This is a genomic window from Isoptericola dokdonensis DS-3, from assembly GCF_001636295.1.
Classification (GTDB): Bacteria; Actinomycetota; Actinomycetes; order Actinomycetales; family Cellulomonadaceae; genus Isoptericola; species Isoptericola dokdonensis.
Map to the genome: position 1 here is coordinate 2,888,843 of NZ_CP014209.1, position 18,082 is coordinate 2,906,924.

The 18,082-nt window shown below is 75.4% G+C and carries 14 protein-coding genes; 11 read left to right on the plus strand and 3 right to left on the minus strand.

Features of this window, described 5'->3' with window-relative positions:
* Positions 1-160 precede the first annotated feature (160 nt).
* The 9 genes from I598_RS13345 (at position 161) to I598_RS13385 (ending at position 12,093) form a co-directional block, all read left to right on the plus strand.
* On the plus strand, positions 161-1,531 hold the full coding sequence (locus I598_RS13345) for a sensor histidine kinase (RefSeq protein WP_068203379.1): 1,371 nt from the start codon (positions 161-163) through the stop codon (positions 1,529-1,531).
* Entirely contained in the window at positions 1,528-2,370 is an 843-nt protein-coding gene (locus I598_RS13350; protein ID WP_068203380.1) for a response regulator transcription factor, read from the plus strand. Before I598_RS13345 ends, I598_RS13350 begins: the two co-directional genes overlap by 4 nt.
* Before the next feature lie 136 nt (positions 2,371-2,506).
* A complete protein-coding gene (locus I598_RS13355; RefSeq protein ID WP_068203381.1) occupies positions 2,507-3,394 on the plus strand; it encodes an ABC transporter ATP-binding protein in 888 nt (295 codons plus the stop codon).
* Positions 3,391-4,620, plus strand: coding sequence for an ABC transporter permease (locus tag I598_RS13360; protein WP_083973288.1), 1,230 nt, complete (start codon positions 3,391-3,393; stop codon positions 4,618-4,620). Before I598_RS13355 ends, I598_RS13360 begins: the two co-directional genes overlap by 4 nt.
* Before the next feature lie 147 nt (positions 4,621-4,767).
* Positions 4,768-5,985 carry a cytochrome ubiquinol oxidase subunit I gene (locus tag I598_RS13365; RefSeq protein ID WP_068203382.1) on the plus strand — a complete coding sequence of 406 codons (1,218 nt, stop codon included), beginning with the start codon at positions 4,768-4,770 and terminating at the stop codon, positions 5,983-5,985.
* Complete coding sequence (locus I598_RS13370) at positions 5,982-6,983, plus strand: cytochrome d ubiquinol oxidase subunit II (protein ID WP_068203383.1); 1,002 nt, start codon at positions 5,982-5,984, stop codon at positions 6,981-6,983. Before I598_RS13365 ends, I598_RS13370 begins: the two co-directional genes overlap by 4 nt.
* A gap of 59 nt (positions 6,984-7,042) precedes the next feature.
* On the plus strand, positions 7,043-8,641 hold the full coding sequence (locus I598_RS13375; protein WP_157557243.1) for a hypothetical protein: 1,599 nt from the start codon (positions 7,043-7,045) through the stop codon (positions 8,639-8,641).
* 41 nt (positions 8,642-8,682) lie between these two features.
* Positions 8,683-10,371 carry an outer membrane protein assembly factor BamB family protein gene (locus I598_RS13380; protein WP_068203385.1) on the plus strand — a complete coding sequence of 563 codons (1,689 nt, stop codon included), beginning with the start codon at positions 8,683-8,685 and terminating at the stop codon, positions 10,369-10,371.
* 63 nt (positions 10,372-10,434) lie between these two features.
* The gene (locus tag I598_RS13385; protein ID WP_068203386.1) at positions 10,435-12,093 is read left to right on the plus strand and encodes an outer membrane protein assembly factor BamB family protein; all 1,659 of its coding nucleotides are present in this window, start codon (positions 10,435-10,437) and stop codon (positions 12,091-12,093) included.
* A gap of 7 nt (positions 12,094-12,100) precedes the next feature.
* Here the strand turns inward: I598_RS13385 and I598_RS13390 are convergent, their stop codons facing one another.
* Positions 12,101-12,718 carry a PadR family transcriptional regulator gene (locus tag I598_RS13390; protein WP_083973290.1) on the minus strand — a complete coding sequence of 206 codons (618 nt, stop codon included), beginning with the start codon at positions 12,716-12,718 and terminating at the stop codon, positions 12,101-12,103.
* A gap of 149 nt (positions 12,719-12,867) precedes the next feature.
* Here I598_RS13390 and I598_RS18155 point away from each other — a divergent pair, with 149 nt between their 5' ends.
* On the plus strand, positions 12,868-14,004 hold the full coding sequence (locus I598_RS18155; protein WP_232314163.1) for a DNA/RNA non-specific endonuclease: 1,137 nt from the start codon (positions 12,868-12,870) through the stop codon (positions 14,002-14,004).
* 344 nt (positions 14,005-14,348) lie between these two features.
* The gene (locus I598_RS13400; protein WP_068203387.1) at positions 14,349-16,199 is read left to right on the plus strand and encodes a cation:proton antiporter; all 1,851 of its coding nucleotides are present in this window, start codon (positions 14,349-14,351) and stop codon (positions 16,197-16,199) included.
* Positions 16,200-16,311: 112 nt separating this feature from the next.
* Here the strand turns inward: I598_RS13400 and I598_RS13405 are convergent, their stop codons facing one another.
* Positions 16,312-17,136, minus strand: a complete 825-nt coding sequence (locus tag I598_RS13405; RefSeq protein ID WP_068203388.1) for an ABC transporter permease — start codon at positions 17,134-17,136, stop codon at positions 16,312-16,314.
* Entirely contained in the window at positions 17,133-18,032 is a 900-nt protein-coding gene (locus I598_RS13410; RefSeq protein WP_068203389.1) for an ABC transporter ATP-binding protein, read from the minus strand. The genes I598_RS13405 and I598_RS13410 overlap by 4 nt, the downstream gene beginning before the upstream one ends.
* Positions 18,033-18,082 lie beyond the last annotated feature (50 nt).

Sequence of the window (18,082 nt, forward strand, 5' to 3'; positions counted from 1 at the left end):
CCTGGCCGCGGCGTCCTGCGACGACGTCGGACCTCACCTGCCGTCCCGGGGTGAGGTCCGACGTCGTCGGTCGGTGCGGTGCTGCGGAACCTGCGGCGTCGGCCCGCGACTCCGCCTCGCGGGGGATCCGCCGCCGCCGTCCGGTCCCTACGCTGGGCGGATGGCACCACCCCTGACGACGCTGCGCCTCTGGTTCGCGCTCGACGCGGACTTCGAGCGGTGGCCCGCCGACCCCCGCGCCGCGTACCGCCGGGACGTGTGGCTCGGGCTCACCCTCACCGTCCTGGCCGTGCTGGGCACCGAGGTGGCCCGCTCGAGCGGCACGCTGTGGCAGGACCAGGAGCAGCCGACCTGGGTGCTGTACCTGCTGACCGTCGCCGGGACCCTGCCGCTGACGCTGCGCCGCCGCTACCCGCTGGCCGTGCTCGCCGTCGTCTACACGCACTTCCTGCTGGTCGGGCTCACCGTCCCGGCCGTCGTCATGACGCCCGTCCTCCAGGTCGTCTACTTCATGACGCTCTACGCGGCCGTCGCGTGGGCGCGCGACCGTCGCGCGATGCTCCTCGTCGTGTCCGCCAGCCTGCTGGCGATGTTCGGCTGGCTGTTCTGGCAGCTCGCGATCAGCACGGCCCTGCAGGAGTACCTCGACGAGGCGGGCCTGCTCGACGACCCGCCCGGCCTCATCGCACCGCTCACGGCCGTCCTCGTGAGCAACTGGCTGACGAACGTCGCCTACTTCCTCGGCGCCATCGCCGCCGGCCAGCTCTCCTGGAACTCCGCCCGACGGCGCGCCCAGCTCGCCGCGCAGGCCCGCACCATCGCGCTGCAGGCCGAGGCGCTGCAGGAGCAGGCCGTCGTCGCCGACCGGCTGCGCATCGCGCGCGAGCTGCACGACGTCGTCGCGCACCACGTGTCCGTCATCGGCATCCACGCCGCCGCGGCGGGCCGCCTGCTCGGCAAGGGCGCCGCCCCCGACGACGTCCGGGCACCGCTCGCGACCATCGAGACGGCCTCCCGCGACGCCGTCGAGCAGATGCGCGGACTCGTCGGCACCCTGCGCGGGGCCGACGGCGGTGGCGAGCCGCGCGCCGGCCGGTCGCCCGAGCCCGGCCTCGCCGACGTCGCCGCCCTCGCCCGCGCCGACGACGGCCTCGACGTCACGTACCTGCTGGTCGCCGACCCGCCCGACGTCGTCGAGACCGTCCCCGCGCCGCTGGGACTCAGCCTCTACCGCACCGTCCAGGAGGCGCTCGCGAACGTGCGCAAGCACTCCACCGCCCGGTCGGCGCGCGTCACCGTGCGCGTCGACGCGCGACCCGTGCCGGACGACCGACGTTTCGCCCACGGGTACGTCGAGGCCGAGGTGATCGACGACGGCCGCGCCCGCCCCGGCTCCGGCGGCAGCGGGCTCGGGCTCATGGGCCTGCGGGAACGGGTCGCCGCCCACCATGGCCTCGCCGAGATCGGCCCGCGCGTCACCGGCGGCTACCGTGTGCGGGTCCGCCTGCCGCTGCCCGAGGAGACGCCGTGACGTCCGTCCTGCTCGTCGACGACCAGCGCCTCGTCCGCTCCGGGTTCCGGCTCCTGCTGGAGGCGGAGGACGACCTGGAGGTCGTCGGGGAGGCCGCCGACGGCGCCGCCGCCGTGGAGGCCGCCCGCCGCCTGCGCCCCGACGTCGTCCTCATGGACGTGCAGATGCCCGTCATGGACGGCATCGAGGCCACCGGTCGGGTCGTCGCGGAGGGCACCGCCCGGGTGCTCGTGCTCACCACGTTCGACGACGACGCGTACGTGTTCGACGCGCTCTCGGCGGGGGCGTCCGGGTTCCTGCTGAAGAACGCCGACCCCGACCACCTCGTCGACGCCGTCCGCACCGTCGCGTCCGGGCACGCCCTGCTGTCCCCGGAGGTGACCCGGCGGGTCGTCGAACGGATGGTTGCGTCCGGCGCCGCTCCCCGGACCGCCGACTCCGCCCCGGGGGCGGGGAGCGACGGCTCCGGGCGGACGACGGGTGCCGCCGACCGGGTCGGGCCGTCCGCCGGTCCGGGCCGCCGCGACGACGGTGGGGCGCAGGGCCCCCCGGCGCGGGCCGCAGGTCAGGCCGCGGCCGACGGCGGACCGGTGCCGACCGCTGCCCCCTCGGACCGGGCCGGGGGCGGCGCGCCGCCGGAGCTGGACCGGCTGACCGCGCGCGAGCACGAGGTGCTGGAGCTCGTGGGTCGCGGCCTGTCGAACGCCGAGATCGCGGCCGCGCTGTTCCTCGGCGAGGCGACGGTCAAGACCCACGTCTCCAACGTGCTCGCCAAGCTGCACCTGCGCGACCGTGTCCAGGCGGTCGTCTACGTCCACCGGCACGGCCTCTCGGGGTAGGCCGCGCCTGCCGACGGGCGAGGTGCTGCGGAACCTCACAGATCGGCAGGTGGCCCGGCTCCACCGTGAGGGGGACGCCGCAGGTTCCGTCCTCCGACGGATCCGCCGAGCGACGCCGGTCCGTAGCGTGGTCGCCATGACCAGTCTCGAGGTCCACGACCTGACCAGGACGTTCGGCGACCGCCGCGCCGTCGACGGCATCTCCTTCACCGCCACGGGCGGGCTGCTGACGGGGTTCGTCGGCTCGAACGGCGCCGGCAAGACGACGACGATGCGCATGATCATGGGCGTCCTCGCCATCAGCTCGGGCGAGGTGCGGTTCGACGGCGCCCCGGTGACGCGGGCGGACCGGCGCACGTTCGGGTACATGCCGGAGGAGCGTGGCCTGTACCCGAAGCAGCCGGCGCTGGAGCAGCTCGTGTACCTGGCGCGGCTGCGCGGCATCCCCGCGACGGCGGCCCGCACCGAGGCGCTGGACCTGCTGGACCGCCTCGGCCTGGCGGACCGCGCCAAGGACCACGTGGAGAAGCTGAGCCTCGGCAACCAGCAGCGTGTGCAGATCGTGGCGGCCCTCATGGGGACGCCGCGGGCGCTGGTCCTGGACGAGCCGTTCTCGGGCCTCGACCCGACGGCGGTCGACGGCATGGTGGACCTGCTGCGCGAGCACACGGCCCGCGGCGTGCCGGTGCTGTTCTCCTCCCATCAGCTCGACCTCGTGGAGCGGCTGTGCGAGCGGCTGGTCATCCTGCGCTCGGGGCAGGTCGTCGCGGACGGCACCCCCGGTGACCTCCAGGAGGCCGGGACGGTGCGGCACCGCCTCGTCATGGACGGGGACGCCGGCTGGGTGCGCGGCGTGCCCGGCATCCACGCGGTCGACGTCGACGGCCCGGTCGCGCTCGTCGAGGCCGCCGACGACGCCGCGGTCCAGCGGCTCCTCGCCACGGCCGTGGAACGCGGCCCCGTCCACGAGCTCAGCCCCGTGCGACCCTCCCTGGCCCAGATCTACCGTGAGGTGACGGCATGACCACCCTGACCCCGACCCCGCAGCACCAGGCGTCCGTCGTCGACCCGGACGGCAACCGTGGCGCGTGGCTGCTGGTGATGCAGCGCGAGATCGTCGTGCGCGCCCTCAACAAGTCGTTCGTCATCGGCCTCGTCGTGTCGATCGGCGTCCTCGCGGCGCTCGCCGGGTTCTTCGCCTGGCAGGGCTCCCGCGTGGAGACGTCCACGGTGGCCGTGTCGAGCGCGGACACCACGGGGGCGGCCGCCGTCGCGGCGGCCGCCGAGCTCGCGGAGTCCCAGGACACTGGCGACGAGATCGTCGTGCTGGAGGTCGCCGACGACGACGCCGCGCGCGCCGCGCTCACGGCCGGCGACGCGGACGCCTGGCTGCACGAGGGCGACGACGGCTGGGTGCTCACCGGCGAGGGCACCCCGGACGGCACGCTGACCCGTCTGGTCGGCGCCGGCGTGGAGACGCAGGTGGTGGGCGCGAACGCCGCCGCCGCGGGCACCTCCGTCGAGGAGCTGAGCGCTGGCGCGACCCTCACGACGGAACAGCTCGACCCGGGGGCGATGGACTCCCAGACGCTGTTCTTCGCGTCGTTCGCGCTGTCCCTGCTGTTCTTCACGGGCGCGATCACCTCGGGCAGCATGATCGCCGGGTCCGTGGTCGAGGAGAAGCAGTCCCGGCTGGTCGAGATCATCGCGACCGCGGTGCCGCTGCGCCAGCTCCTGGTCGGCAAGATCCTGGGGAACTCGGTGATCGCGCTCGCGCAGAACCTGCTGTTCGCCGGGGTGGGGCTGATCGCGATCGCGGTGTCACCCTTGAGCCTGGCGCTGCCCGCGCTGTCGACCTCGCTGATCTGGTTCGTCGTGTTCTTCACGGTCGGGTTCCTGGCGCTCGCGGCGCTGTTCGCGGTGTCGGGCGCGCTGGCGAGCCGCCAGGAGGACCTCCAGCACACGATGACGCCGATGATGGTGATCATCTCGGCGGTCTACTTCGTGACGTTCTCGGCGTCGGGCACCTTCCAGACGGTGCTGTCGTTCGTGCCGCTGGCGAACGTCGTCGCGATGCCCGTGCGGGTGCTGTCGGGCGAGGCGTCGTGGTGGGAGCCGGTGGTCTCGCTGCTCCTGCTCGCCGCGTTCGCGGTCGCCGCGCTGCTGGTGTGCGAGCGGGCGTTCCGGGGTGCGCTGCTCCAGACGGGCGGCCGGGTGTCGTGGAAGCAGGCGCTGCGCTCCCAGGCCTGACGGCGACCGGTGCGGCACCCGGGCGGGTGCCGCACCGGTCCGCCCCCGCACCGGGGTAGGGGTATCCCCCGGTCCTTCTCCGGGACACCCCCCGAATACCCCTGAGCGGGGGTCCGGGCGGCCCCCGCGCGGCCTAGCGTCGCACCCATGACCGCCGTCGACGCCGCTCGTCTGCAGTTCGCGCTGCTGGCCGGCATCCACTTCCTCTTCGTCCTGGTGACGTTGGGGCTGGGGCCGGTGGTCGCGGTGCTCCAGACCCGGTGGGCCCTCACGGGACGCGAGGTGTTCGAGCGGGCGACCCGGTTCTGGGGCCAGCTCTACCTCGTGAACTACGCGCTCGGCATCGCCGCCGGCATCGTCATGGAGCTGCAGCTCGGCCTGCACTTCCCGGGGCTGCTGGAGGTCGCCGGGGGAGTGATCGGGGCACCGCTGGTGGTGGAGACGATGGCGGCGTTCTTCCTCGAGTCGACCTTCCTCGGGATCTGGGTGTTCGGCTGGCACCTGCTGCCCCGCGCGGTGCACACGGCCGCGATCTGGGGCGTGGTCGTCACGGGATACCTGTCGGCGTTCACCGTCATGGTGGCGAACGGGTTCCTGCGCCACCCGGTCGGGTACGTCATGGAGGACGGCGAGGCGCACATCGCCGACGTCGGCGAGCTCGTGACGAACCCCGCCGCCGTCGTCTCGGCCGTCCACGCGCTCGGCGCCTGCCTGGTCGCGGGCGGGTTCCTGCTCGTCGGGGTGAGCGCGTGGCACCTGCGCCGCACCGCTCCGGACGGCGACGACGACCTGTGGCGGCGCTCGCTGCGGACCGGCCTCGTGACGGGCACGCTCGGGGCGTTCGTCGCCATGGCGTCCGGTTTCGCCCAGTTCACGTACTTCCAGGACGTCGAAGCGGCCCAGGAACCGGTGGTCGGTATCGCTTACGGGGTCATGGACCTCGTAGCCTTCATGACCTTTCTCTGCGGCGCCGGCATGCTCCTGCTGCTCGTGCGCGGCGCGCTGTTCCGGCTGTGGACGCCGGCGCGCCACGGCCTGTACCGCGTGCTGACGGCGCTGATCGCCGTCCCCTTCGCGACGGCGCTGCTCGGCTGGGTCGCGCGCGAGGTGGGTCGCCAGCCGTGGGCGATCGTCGGGGTGCTGCGCACCGAGGACGCCGTCTCCGACGCCTCGTTCGCGACCGTCATGACGTCCCTCGTGGTGCTGGTGGGCGTCCTGGGCGCCCTCGCCGTCGCCGACTGGACGGTGCTCGCCCGCCTCGCCCGCCGCGGCGACGACCGGCTCGCGCTCGGCGCACCTCCCGCGGACGTGCTCGCCGACCCCGACCCGACGGCCGACGTCCTCGCCTTCGGAGGTGCCCGATGAACGCCACCGGATGGGGTGTCCTGCTGGCCGTGCTGCTCGCGGGATGGATGCTGGTCGACGGCGCCGCGCAGGGTGCGCTCCAGCTCTCCCGCACCGTGACCGCGGGCGCGCCCGGTCCGGCCGCCCGGGACCACCGCCGTCGCGCGGTGCTCGGAGTCGTGGGCCCCCTGCTCCTGCTCGGCGAGGTGTGGCTGGTGGCCGCGGCTGGGGTGCTCGTCGGCGCGTTCTGGGAGGTCGAGTCCGCGCTGTGGGCGCACGGCTACCCGCTGGTCGTGGCGCTGCTCGTCGCCTGGGTCGTGCGCGACGCCGCCGTGTGGTTGCGCAGCAGGTCGGACCGACCGCGGTGGCGCGCCGGCTGGGACGTCGCCGCGCAGGTGGCGGGCCTTGCCCTGCCTGCCGCCGCGGGAGCGCTCCTCGGCACCGCGTGGTCGCTCTTCGCCCTGCCCGCCGGCCAGAGCGTCACCGGCCCGGGCGTCGTCCCGTTCCGGGCCGCCCCCGTCCTGCTCGCCGCCCTGTGCGTGCTCGGTGCGAGGGTCCACGGCGCGCTGGTCCTCGCGGCCAGGATGCGCGACGTCCCCGGCGTCGCGGACCGTGCCCGCGTCCAGGCCGGCGCCGCCCTCGGCCTGTTCTCCGTGGTCGCCGCGCTCACCGCGTTCGCCGCTCTCGGCGCGTTCGGGGGCGGCGCGCGGGCCGCCGTCGTCGCGGCCCTCGCGCTGCTCCTCGGGGCCGCCGTCGCGCTCGCAGCACTGTTCGACCTGGACCGCGGGGCCACCCGGGCGGTCACGGTCCGGTCGGCGGGGCTCGTGGCCGTCGTGCTGCCCGTCGCCGCGACGGTGGCCGTGGCCGGTCCGGGTGTCGTCGCGGCGGCCGCGCCGTCGCCCGTGCTCGCCGGCCTGACCTGGCCGGTCCTGGCTGCCGTGGTGCTGGTCGCCGTCGTCCAGTGGTCCGCCTGGCGGCTCCTGCGCGGCCACCGTGCCCCGCAGGTCGCGTTCCTCTGAGGCGCCCCGTGCGCGACGACCGGGTGCGAGCGCGACGACGCCGGGGCTACGGTGCGGTCGTGGCCCGACGCCGTGACCGGGACCTCGTCGCGTTCGACGTGTCGTCCGACGCGGCGCCCCCGTCGTCCGCCGCGGCCCCGCCACCACGTCCGGGGCCGGTCGCTCGCTGGCGCGCCGCCGACCCCACGGCCCGACGGCGTGCCGCCCGGCGGGTCGCCGTCGGGGCGCTCGTGGTGGTCGTGGCGGCGGGCGTCGGCGTGGCGACGGTGGCCGAGCAGCGGGGCGAGCGGCTGCGGGCCGCGCCCGGTGGGGTGGTCTCCCTCGACGGCCCGCTGGCGCCCGTGTGGGGTGCGACGGTGCACGACGTCGCCGCGGTGCTGCCCGCCGGCGGGCTCGCGACGGTCGAGGGCGAGCAGGTGGTGGCCCGCGACGTCGCCACGGGCGCGCTGCGCTGGCAGGTCGTGCTCGGGGCGGACGTCACGTGCGGCCCGCGGCCCCGACCGGGCAGCAGCGCCGAGTGGGCGACGCCCGCCGGCCTGGTGACCTGCGTGCACGGCACCGGCGCGGGCCGCGCGGTGACCGTCCTCGACACCGACGGTGGCGTCGTCGGAACCCGTGCCCTGCCGGCACCCGACGACGGCGGTGCGGCGCCCGTCGTCGTCCCCGGCGCGGACGGCTCGCTGGTGGTCGCCCACCACGACACCCGCCTCGACGACGTCCTGGAGTTCGCGACCTCCCAGGACGCGTTCGAGCAGATCCCGCGGGTGGTGCCCGACGACGTGAGCGCCCGCGTCGTCGTCGTCGACGCCCTGACCGGCCGCACGCGCGCGGAGGTCCCCGTGCGGGTCGACGCCCGCTTCGACGGCCTGCGCTGCTACCGGCAGCGGCCCGTGACGCCGGAACCGACCGGGCGGGGCTCCGCCTTCGTGTCCGACCTGACGTTGCCCGCGCCGGTCGCGAGCCCGAGCGTCGTGCTCTACGAGGGGTGCGGCGTCGCCGGCGCGGCCACCTACGACGGCGTCGACCTCGGCGTCGCCGCGCCCGACCGGCTGACCGTCTGGGTGGCGGGCGACCCCCAGCAGCCGGACCGGGACGGGTTCGTCACCGGCGACGGCACGCGGGTGGTGTCGGCGGGTGGCGACGTCGCGCTCGACGTCCCGGAGGGCGACCTGCTGGCCGCCGCCGCGACCGACGGCCGGTCGTCGCTGCGGTTCGCGCGCGTCGGCTCCGGGTCCCTCGTGGCCCTCGACGGTGAGACGGAGCGGTGGCGGGCGGCCGCGGCCGATCCGTGGGTGCTCGCCGCGACACGCGACGTCGTGGTCGTGGGCGGGCAGGGGGTGGTGGTGGCGTTCGCCGCGGACGGCGGCGCCCCGCTGTGGCAGGTCGCGCCCGAGGGGCGGGAGTGGTGGCCGGTGGGGGCGGTGACGGACGGCCGGACCGTCGTCACCGGGCGCGTCGAGCTGCGCGACGGCGTCCCCTTCCCGTCGCTGCTGCGCGTCGACCTGTCCACGGGGGAGTGGACCACCCAGGAGCTCCGTGGCGACCAGCCGGTGCTGCCCGTCGCCGTGGACGGCCACCTGCTGCTGCTCGACGTCACCGCCGTGGACGCCACCCGCCGCTACGACGTCACCAGCGTGCGGGTGCTGGCGCCGCGCTGACGGTCCGCGCACGAGCCGCGGTCAGGCAGTAGGTTGCGCCTGTGGCACGACGGCGCGACACCGGCACGGTCTCCTTCGACGTCTCCTTCGACGCGGACGACACCCTGGATCCCGGCGTGCCCTCGCCGCGACGACGGACCGGCGGGCGCTGGCGCGCGGCGACCCCGCGGCAGCGGCGGCGGGCCGGGCTGATCGGCGGCGGGCTGGTCGTGCTGGTCGTGGGTGGTCTGGCGACGACGACGGCGGTCTCGGCGCACGCGGACGCCCAGCGGCTGCGCGAGGCGCCGGGCGGCGTGCTGTCCCTGGAGGGCCCGCTCGTCGAGTCCGTGCGGACGGACGCCGACGACCTGGCCGCGGTGCTCGACGCCGGGGTGCTCGCGCTGGTCGACGGCGCCGACGTCGTCGCGTGGGACGTCGCCGCGGGCGAGGAGGTGTGGCGCACCGAGGTGGGCGGGTCGCCCCGGTGCGGGCCGCGCCCGCAGCTCGGTGGCGCCGTCGACTTCGCGACGCCGGTGGACACCATCACGTGCCTGCAGGACGACGGCGCCCGGGTGACCGTGCTCACCGCGGACGGCGACGTCACCGGGACGCGGGACCTGCCGGCCGACGGGTACGGGCGCGAGCACCAGGTGGTGGCGCCCGCCGCCGAGGGCGGGCTGCTCGTCGTCGAGCACGACCCCGGCCTGCCGGAACGGGTCGAGATCCCCGCGGACGACTCCGGCGACCCGTGGCTCGTGCTCGACGAGCTGGAGCGCCAGGTCACGCAGGGCACCGCGCACGTCGAGGACGCCCTGACCGGGGACGTCCGGTTCGAGCTGCCGGTGAGCCAGCCGGGGGGCCGCGGGGCGGGCTACTGCTACGACACGTACCTCACGAACGACGCCTCGGTGGGCGGTGAGTCGGAGGCCACCCTCCGCCCGGCCGACGTCGTCGCCACCCCGCACCTCGTGATGTACGAGCGGTGCGGTGCGAGCGCGCGGGGCACGGCGGCGGGGGCGCCGTTGGACGTGGGCGAGGGGATCGACAGCTACGGGAGCATCGGGTGGTTCGTCGGCCCGGGTGCCAGCAGCGTCCAGACGGCCACTGACGGCGAGCTGGTCGTGCCGGACGGCTCGACCACCAAGGTGGTCGACGCGTCCGGGGACGTCGTGCTGCGTGCGCCTGCACAGCTCGCGGCGCCGTCGGCGACGGACGGGAGCCCCGCCGGGCTGTGGATCGGCACACGCGACTACGCGTACCTCGTCGCGCTGGACGAGACCGGCGAGCAGGTGTGGCAGACCGACGGCGGGGACATCTCGCTGCTCGCGCAGACGGCCGACACCGTGGTGATGGCGAACTGGGAACGGGTGGTCGGCCGCGACCCGGCCGACGGTGCCGAACGATGGCGCGTCCCCCTGATGGGGACCGATCTCCTTGGCGGCGCGGTGAGCCGCGACTGGAACCCGCGGGCGATGGTGACGGACGGCCTGCGCGTCATGGTCCTCGTCGAGAGCTACAGCGAGGACGGGAGCGGTTCGTTCGGGCTCCTCACGGTGGACCTGGCCTCCGGGGACCACGAGATCGACATGCTCGACCTGGACGGCCGCGACGGTATCGCCGACGGCGGCGAGCGCGGCTGGGTGCTCCCGTGGCTCGTCGCGGTCGACGGCCACCCCGCGCTCCTCGGGATCGGCCTCGACGAGGCGTACCGCTACTCCGTCACCTCGGTCGCGACCCTCGGGTCGCCCTGAGCCGGTCTGTGGCTCGACGGCGTCACCCCGGTGAGCGCGCTCCGGCGGGGTTAACGTCGGAGGGTGGGGCGCAGGCGCCGTCCCGAGGGGGCGTTCACGTTCGAGCTCGTGCCCGACGAGGCCGAGGTCGTCACCACCGACGTGCCCGGGCCCGGGGTCGACGACGACACGGGCGACGGGAGGGCCGGCGGTGCGCGCCGTGGCGCCGTGGGGCGGGCCTGGCGTGGCACGCACCGGCACACCCGGTGGGGGGTCCTCGTGGCGACGGTCGCGCTGGTGGGCACGGGACTGGTGGTGGACGCCGTGATGGACCGGGGCCGCGAGGCGGCGCTGCGGGACGCCGCGGGCGGCGTCGTCGATCTCACCCTTCCTCCGCGGGAGGTGTGGCGCGTCGACGGGGTGGCGGACGAGCCGGCGCTGCCGGGCGGTCTCGCCGCCGTCGCGGGGGACGTCGTGGCGGTGCAGCGGGCCGGCGAGCTCCTCGGGGTGGACCTGGCGTCGGGCGAGCCCCGGTGGACGGTCGACCTGGTGGACCGGCCGGGGGTGTGCGGGCCGGGCCTCACGTTCTGGTCGGACACCGCGGAGATCACGCAGGCGTCGCGGGTGGTGTGCCTGGGGGAGTCGCGCGGCGGGGGCACCTCCGTGATGGTCGTCGAGTCCGACGGCACGGTGCTGGTGCGACGGGAGCTGCGGGACTCCTTCGACCTGGCGATCCCCGGCCCGGAGGCGTCCGTCCTGACGGCGCAGTGGGTGGGTGCCCCGGGGGACGTGGACGTCGAGCTGCAGGGCGACCCGATGACCGACCTCACGGTCGTGGGGGAGATCGACGAGGGCTACGACCTGCGCGTGCGGCTCGAGGACGCGGTGACGGGCGAGGAGCGCTGGTCGCGCACCGTGCCGTTCGGGGAGGTGCTGGACGAGGAGCAGTGCGTGCGGTGGTCCACCGGGGGCCGGACGGCGGAGCTGGAGCGGCGGGGTGTGGTCGAGCACGCGGTGAGCGAGCGGCTCGTCGGGGTGGCGGGGTGCGGGGTCCTCGCCTACTTCACCCCGGACGGCCACCCGCTGGACCTCGGCCTGTTGACCGAGACGGACGAGGAGACGGTGCGTCGGGTCCGGCCTCTGGCGGACGGCGGGTTCGCGGTGTCGGCGGGCGGCTGGGGCGCGAGCACGTGGGAGCACCACGTGTTGGACGACGCGGGCCGGCTGCGCTTCGTCGTGCACGGGCGCCTGCTCGACCCGTGGGCGACGTCGGGCGACGCGGCGGACCGCTGGCTGGTCCGGCAGGACGAGGCGACGGTCGCGCTGGACGCGCAGGGGCGGGAGGTGTGGCGGGCGCAGGTCCCGGCGCTCGAGCTGCTCGCCCGCACGGCGGGGGTCGCGGTGGTGCTGGACGACCGGGACCGGGTGGTCGGTCTCGACCTCGCCGACGGCGCCGTGCTGTGGGTGCGCGACGACGTGGCGACGCCGGAGCCGGAGTCGTCGTCGGGGGATCGCCGCACGGGGGAGATCCAGTCGGTGTTCACCGACGGGTCGGTCGTGGCGACGGTGGCCCCGTCGTACACCGACGCCGCGGTGGTGTCGGCGTGGCGGGCGCTCGACGTGTCGACGGGGGAGGACCTGTGGTCCGTCGACCTCGTGCAGGAGGGCTGGGGGGTGGACCTCGCCGTGGACGGCCACCTGCTGCGCTGGTGGCCGACCGGGCTGGCGGGCATGTCCCCGTGATCCGGGGTCAGCCGGCGAGCAGCAGGTAGAGGTCGCGGCGCGCCTTGTCGAGGATCTCGACGGCGGACGCGCCCTGCTCGGGGGTGCCGGTGCGGGCGACCTGCTCGACGGCGCCGTGGAGGTCGCGCAGGGCGCGGTGGACCTCGTGGCCGCGGTGGCGGGGGCCGCCCTCCCAGGGGGTGCCGAGCTCGTCGCGGTGCTCGGCGACGTGCGCGCGGCCCGTGTCGGTGAGGGTGGCGAGGCGTCGGCCCTCGTCGTCGGACAGGGTCACGAGGCCCTCGTCCTGGAGCTGGGCGATCGCCGGGTAGACGGCGCCGGGGCTGGGCCGCCAGGCACCCTGGGAGCGCTCGGCGAGCTCGGTGATGATCTGGTAGCCGTGGCGGGGCTCCTCGTCGAGGAGCAGCAGGATCGCGGCGCGCATCTGGCCGCGTCCGCGGCGCGGGCCGCGTCCGCCGGGGCCGCCGGGGCCGAAGCCGCCGGGGCGGGGGCCGCGGGGGCCGGACTCCCAGCCGGCGTCGAAGCCGCCGCGTCGCCCGCGGCCTCCGCGGGGGTGGTCGCCGCGGCGTCGTTCGGCGTGGGGGAGGTCGAAGGGGTCGGTGAAGGGGGTGCTGTTCGGGGTGCGCATGGGTGGTTCCTCTCGGGACGGGGTCGACGGGCGGAGCGCCTCGCCGACGTATCGAAGATACATCAACGATATATCGTTAGCAACAGTCGAGACGTGTCGCGGCACGGATCGGCGCCCGGATGTCTCCGGCGGATGGTTGGCTCGGTGGCGTGACCGGCTACGACGCCTCCTTCCTCGGCCCCGACGACGCCCTCGCCGTCCCGCTGCCCGCGCCACGCGTGGTCCCCGGCGTCGCGCCCCGCGAGCTGCGCCGGCTCGACCACCCGCACTTCACCGTGCTCCTCGACCCCGCCCGGCGTCTCGCCGCCGCCACCGCCTGCACGATCGACGGCGCCCGGCTCCGGCCCCTGCCCCGCTCCGGCACCTGGCGGCTCGACCCGCAGGCGCCCGCCGACGAGCAGGCCGGCCCCGAGCTCTACGCCCGCAACGCCCTCGACCGCGGCCACCTCGTGCGCCGGCTCGACCCCATGTGGGGCACCGTCCCCGAGGCGCAGGCAGCCGGTCGCGCCACCTTCGTCTACTCCAACGCCGCCCCCCAGGTCGACCGGTTCAACCAGTCCAAGGAGCTGTGGAACGGACTCGAGGACCACGTCCTCGCCTTCGCCGACGTCCACGACCACCGCGTCGTCGTCCACACGGGGTGCGTCTCCGACCCCACCGACCCCGTCTACCGCGGCGTCGCCCTCCCGCGCCGCTTCTGGAAGGTCGCCGCCTGGGCGGCCGCCGCAGCGGCACCGTCCGACGACCCTGCAGGTCGAGGAGGCGTGTCGGCGCTCGCCGACGACCGCGAGTCAGCGCAGGCGGGCACGAGTCAGCGCGGACCGGCACGAGTCAGCGCAGGCGGGCGCGAGTCAGCGCAGACCGGCGCCAGTCAGCGCAGCCAAGCGCGAGTCAGCGCTGGCGACCGCGAGTCAGCGCAGGCGGGCACGAGTCAGCGCGAACTGGCACGAGTCAGCGCGACCACCGAGCCACCGATGCTGCGCGCCGCGGCCTTCGTGCTGGACCAGTCCCCGCAGCTCGACGTCGCCGACCTGCGTGCAGCCACCGCCCAGGCCCTCGCCGTCGGGGACGTCCCACCACTCGGCCCCTACCGGACCTTCCAGGTCCCGGTCGCGGACGTCGAACGCCTCACGGGCCTCGACCTCGGCGCCCTCGTCGCCGCGGACGTCCTCGCCGGGGAACCCGCTGCCGGCCGTCGCGACGTCGTCGAGCCACTGCGCGTCGGCACCGTCCCGAGAAGCTGGTCGCCGGTCACCACCCCCGCGGACCTCACCCTCGCCCCCTGACCGAGTCAGCGCGAGCTGCCGCCACTCAGCGCACACTGGCGCGAGTCAGCGTAGGCCTCCGCGAATCAGCGCAATCCTCCGCAAGTCAGCGTTGGACGCCGACGCAAGCCTGGAGGGCGTCGCAGGGTGCCGCGCGACGTCGTCGAACCCGGAGTGAAGGGCGCCCTGGCGCCCGTGAACGCGACGTCGCGCGGCACCCTGCGACGCCCGGACCCGGTAGTGCGCGCTGACTCGCGCCGGTGTGCGCTGACTCGCGCCGGTGTGCGCTGACTCGCTGGAGTCTGCGCTGACTTCGCCAGGCAGGCGAGCAGCGCGGACGATGGCGCCCCCCTACGGTGAGGTGCATGGACGTCATGCTGGTGGCGGTCGCGTCCGTCGCCGTGATCATCGCCGTGTCCGCGCTCGCACCCCGGGCGGGGGTGGGGGCGCCGCTGGTGCTGGTCCTGATCGGCCTCGGCGTGAGCTTCCTGCCGGCGGTCCCGGCGTTGGAGGTGGAGCCGGAGATCATCCTGGCCGGGGTGCTGCCGGCGCTGCTGTACGCGGCGGCGGCGTCGTTCCCGTCGATGGACTTCCGCCGCGACTTCGGGGCGATCTCGGGGCTGAGCGTGCTGCTGGTGGTGGTGTCGGCCGTCGTGCTGGGCTTCGTGTTCTCGTGGATGATCCCTGGCCTGGACCTGGCGGCCGGTATCGCGCTGGGTGCGATCGTCAGCCCGACGGACGCGGTGGCGACGTCGATCATCAAGCGCCTGGGCGCTCCCGCGCGCGTGGTGACGGTGCTCGACGGCGAGGGGCTGCTGAACGATGCGACGTCGCTCGTGCTGCTGCGGTCGGCGGTGGCGGCGACGGCGGCGAGCGTGTCGTTCTGGTCCGTCGTCGGGGACTTCGTGTGGGCGGTGGCGATCGCCGTCGTGAGCGGTGTGGTGGTGGGCCTGGTGGGGCTGCGGGTGCGGCGTCGGCTGCCGACCCCCGCGCTGTCCACCGGGGTGTCGTTCCTGGTGCCGTTCGCGGCGTACTGGCCGGCGGAGGCGCTGGAGGCGTCGGGGATCGTCGCCTCGGTGACGGCGGGCCTGGTGACGGGCACGCTGTCGGCCCGCTACCTGACGCCGCAGGTGCGGTCCGCGGAGAAGACGAACTGGCGCACGGTCGAGGGGCTGCTGGAGGGCGCGCTGTTCCTCGTCATGGGTCTGGAGTTCTTCGCCCTGGTCACGGACGTGCAGGCGGAGCACGGGTCGTTGTGGCAGGCGCTGTGGGTGGCGGTCGTCGCGGCGGTGGGCGTGATCGCGATCCGGGCGGCCTTCATCCTGCCGCTGCTGCGGCTGCTCGCGCGCCGACGCCGGCGTGGCGAGGAGATGCGCGGCGCCCTCACGACCATGCAGGACCGGCTCGACGCGAAGCTGGCCCGGCGTGACGACTCACGGCCGATGACGTCGGCGGACGCCGTGGACGTGCTGCACGCCGCCTGGCCGGAGGAGGACCAGGAGCGCCGTCGGCGCCGCCAGGAGCAGTGGGAACGCCGGGTCGCGGACCATCCGGAGGAGGCGCGGCACCGCCAGCGGCTGCTCGACCGTCTCGACCAGTTCCGGCGTCGGCTGACGCGGCGGGTCGCGGACATCGACTACCTCGCGGCGGCGCCGCTCGGGCCGAAGGAGGGGGTGGTGCTGGTGTGGGCCGGCATGCGGGGCGTGGTGACGCTGGCCGCGGCGCAGACCCTCCCGCAGGACTTCCCGCAGCGGTCGCTGCTGGTCCTCGTCGCGTTCGGGGTGGCGGTCGGCACGCTGCTCGTGCAGGGCGGGACGTTGCCGTGGGTGGTGCGTCGGCTCGGGCTCGCCGGGGTGGAGTCGCCGACGGCGGCCGACCACGCGGCCGGGCTGCGCGCCGTCGTGCACGACGCCGCCACGGGCCTGCTCGACGGGGCGCCCGCCCGCCCGGACGGGACGCCCTACGAGCGGGACGTCGTCGCGACCGTCCGCGGCGCCGTCGTGCGAGAGGAGTCGGAGCGGGACGAGGACGCCGCCCGGTCCGACGAGCTGTCGGCGCAGTACTTCGAGCTGCGGGTCCGGGTGATCGAGGCGCAGCGTGACGCCCTGCTGCGGGCCCGCGCGGACGGCACGTTCGACTCGGCGCTGCTGTCCCGCGCCCTGGACCTGCTGGACGCGGAGCAGATCGCCGTCGAGATGCGCGGCGAGACGCTCTGACCCGGACGCCGCACCTGCCCTGTTGCCGCAACGAGCGTGCAGACCTGGCACCCCATCGGGGCGGATGGGGTGCCAGGTCTGCACGCTCGTCGCGTCGACGGGGCCGGCGCCGTCAGGCCGTCTTGATCTCGCCGCGGGTCACCCGGGCGATGCCGACGGCCAGCGGGATCCCCACCCACACGAGCGTCGACGTGGCGATCTGCGCCCACATCTCCCCGCCGCTGGACAGGTCCAGCTGGGCGGCCATGGCCGGGTCGGTCATCAGCGGTGCGCTCGCCGTCGACAGGTCGATCCACGGCCACACGTCGGCCCACGCCGTGACGAACACCGCCACGGTGCTCACGACGACGGGCAGCACCAGATAGGTGACGATCGCGGTCGGCGTGCTGAGGAACGCGAGACCGAACGCGACACCGCTGAGCATCCAGATCGCCACCATCACCAGGGTGCCCCAGGTGACCGTGCCCATGCTCCAGTCGGGGGTCGCGTCACGGAACGTCACGACCCACAGGTGGGCCAGCGCGGCGATCCCGACGGCGACGACGTAGAACGCCACACCGGACCCGACAGCGGTCACGGCCTTCGCCCAGATGACCCGCAGGCGCCGCGGCTCCAGGGTGAAGGTCGTCAGGGCGGTGCGCTGCGACCACTCGGACGTCGCCGCGAGGATCGCGACGATCGGCAGCAGCATCGCGAGCGGCGTCGAGCTGCCGATGAGGAACGCCTCGAACGGCACGTTCCCGTCGCCGACGGCGCCCATGACGAGCATGACGGCGGCGGTGACGGCCGCGATGACGATGAGCAGCCAGCGTCCCGCGCGGGTGTCGAGCTGCTTGCGCCACTCCACCAGGACGAGACGGCCGAACGTGACGGCCGGGACGTCGCTGCGGCTGGTCAGCGTGGGCGGCGGGGACAGGGTGCGGTCGACGGTGGTCATGCCGTCACCTCCTCACGGGCGTGCTCGGCGGTGAGCTCGAGGAACAGCTCCTCGAGGCCGCGCGAGGAGGCCTCGCGCAGCTCGACGACGACGACGCCGGCGCTCGCCGCGGTGCGGGCGACGTGCTCGGCGTCGGCGGTGGCGACGACGCCGCCACCGGTGCGGTGCTCCACCTCGGTGCCGGCAGCGCGCAGGGCGGACACGAGCGCGGCGTCGTCGGTGGACCGGACGTACGTGCCGGCGCCACGCAGCAGCTCGTCCTTGGTGCCGTCGGCGACGATGCGGCCCCGGCCGATGACGACGATGCGGTCCGCGACCTGCTCGATCTCCCCGAGGAGGTGCGACGACAGCAGCACGGTGCCGCCGTCGGCGGCGTACCCGCGCAGGAGGTCGCGCATCCACCGGATGCCGGCGGGGTCGAGGCCGTTGGCGGGCTCGTCGAGGATGAGGACCTCGGGCTCCCCGAGCAGGGCACCCGCGAGGCCGAGGCGCTGCCGCATGCCGAGCGAGTACGTGCCGACGCGGCGGGACGCCTCGGCGGTGGTGAGCCCGACGACGTCGAGGACCTCGTCGACGCGGGAACGGCCCACGCCCGTCAGGAGCGCGGCGAGCGCGAGGACCTCGCGGCCCGTGCGGCCGGCGTGCTGCGCGGAGGCGTCGAGCAGGACGCCGACGCGGCGGCCCGGGTTGGTGAGCGCCGCGTACGGCAGCCCGAGGATGCGCGTCGAGCCCGACGAGGCCGGGGTCAGGCCGCACATCATGCGCATGGTCGTCGACTTCCCGGCGCCGTTCGGGCCGAGGAAGCCGGTGACGAGACCCGGCTCGGCGGTGAACGACACGTCGTCCACGGCCAGGACCGGCCCGTACCTCTTGGTCAGGTGCTCCACGGTGATCATGGCTCCAGCCTCCCGGGCGGGCGGCCGCGGCGGATCACCCGGACGGTGGG

Bases quoted from the DNA above. Each gene is read 5' to 3' on its own strand.
- I598_RS13345 (WP_068203379.1), top strand. From the start codon at position 161: ATGGCACCACCCCTGACGACGCTGCGCCTCTGGTTCGCGCTCGACGCG.
- I598_RS13355 (WP_068203381.1), top strand. From the start codon at position 2,507: ATGACCAGTCTCGAGGTCCACGACCTGACCAGGACGTTCGGCGACCGC.
- I598_RS13360 (WP_083973288.1), top strand. From the start codon at position 3,391: ATGACCACCCTGACCCCGACCCCGCAGCACCAGGCGTCCGTCGTCGAC.
- I598_RS13365 (WP_068203382.1), top strand. From the start codon at position 4,768: ATGACCGCCGTCGACGCCGCTCGTCTGCAGTTCGCGCTGCTGGCCGGC.
- I598_RS13370 (WP_068203383.1), top strand. From the start codon at position 5,982: ATGAACGCCACCGGATGGGGTGTCCTGCTGGCCGTGCTGCTCGCGGGA.
- I598_RS13390 (WP_083973290.1), bottom strand. From the start codon at position 12,718: ATGCGCACCCCGAACAGCACCCCCTTCACCGACCCCTTCGACCTCCCC.
- I598_RS13400 (WP_068203387.1), top strand. From the start codon at position 14,349: ATGGACGTCATGCTGGTGGCGGTCGCGTCCGTCGCCGTGATCATCGCC.
- I598_RS13405 (WP_068203388.1), bottom strand. From the start codon at position 17,136: ATGACCACCGTCGACCGCACCCTGTCCCCGCCGCCCACGCTGACCAGC.
- I598_RS13410 (WP_068203389.1), bottom strand. From the start codon at position 18,032: ATGATCACCGTGGAGCACCTGACCAAGAGGTACGGGCCGGTCCTGGCC.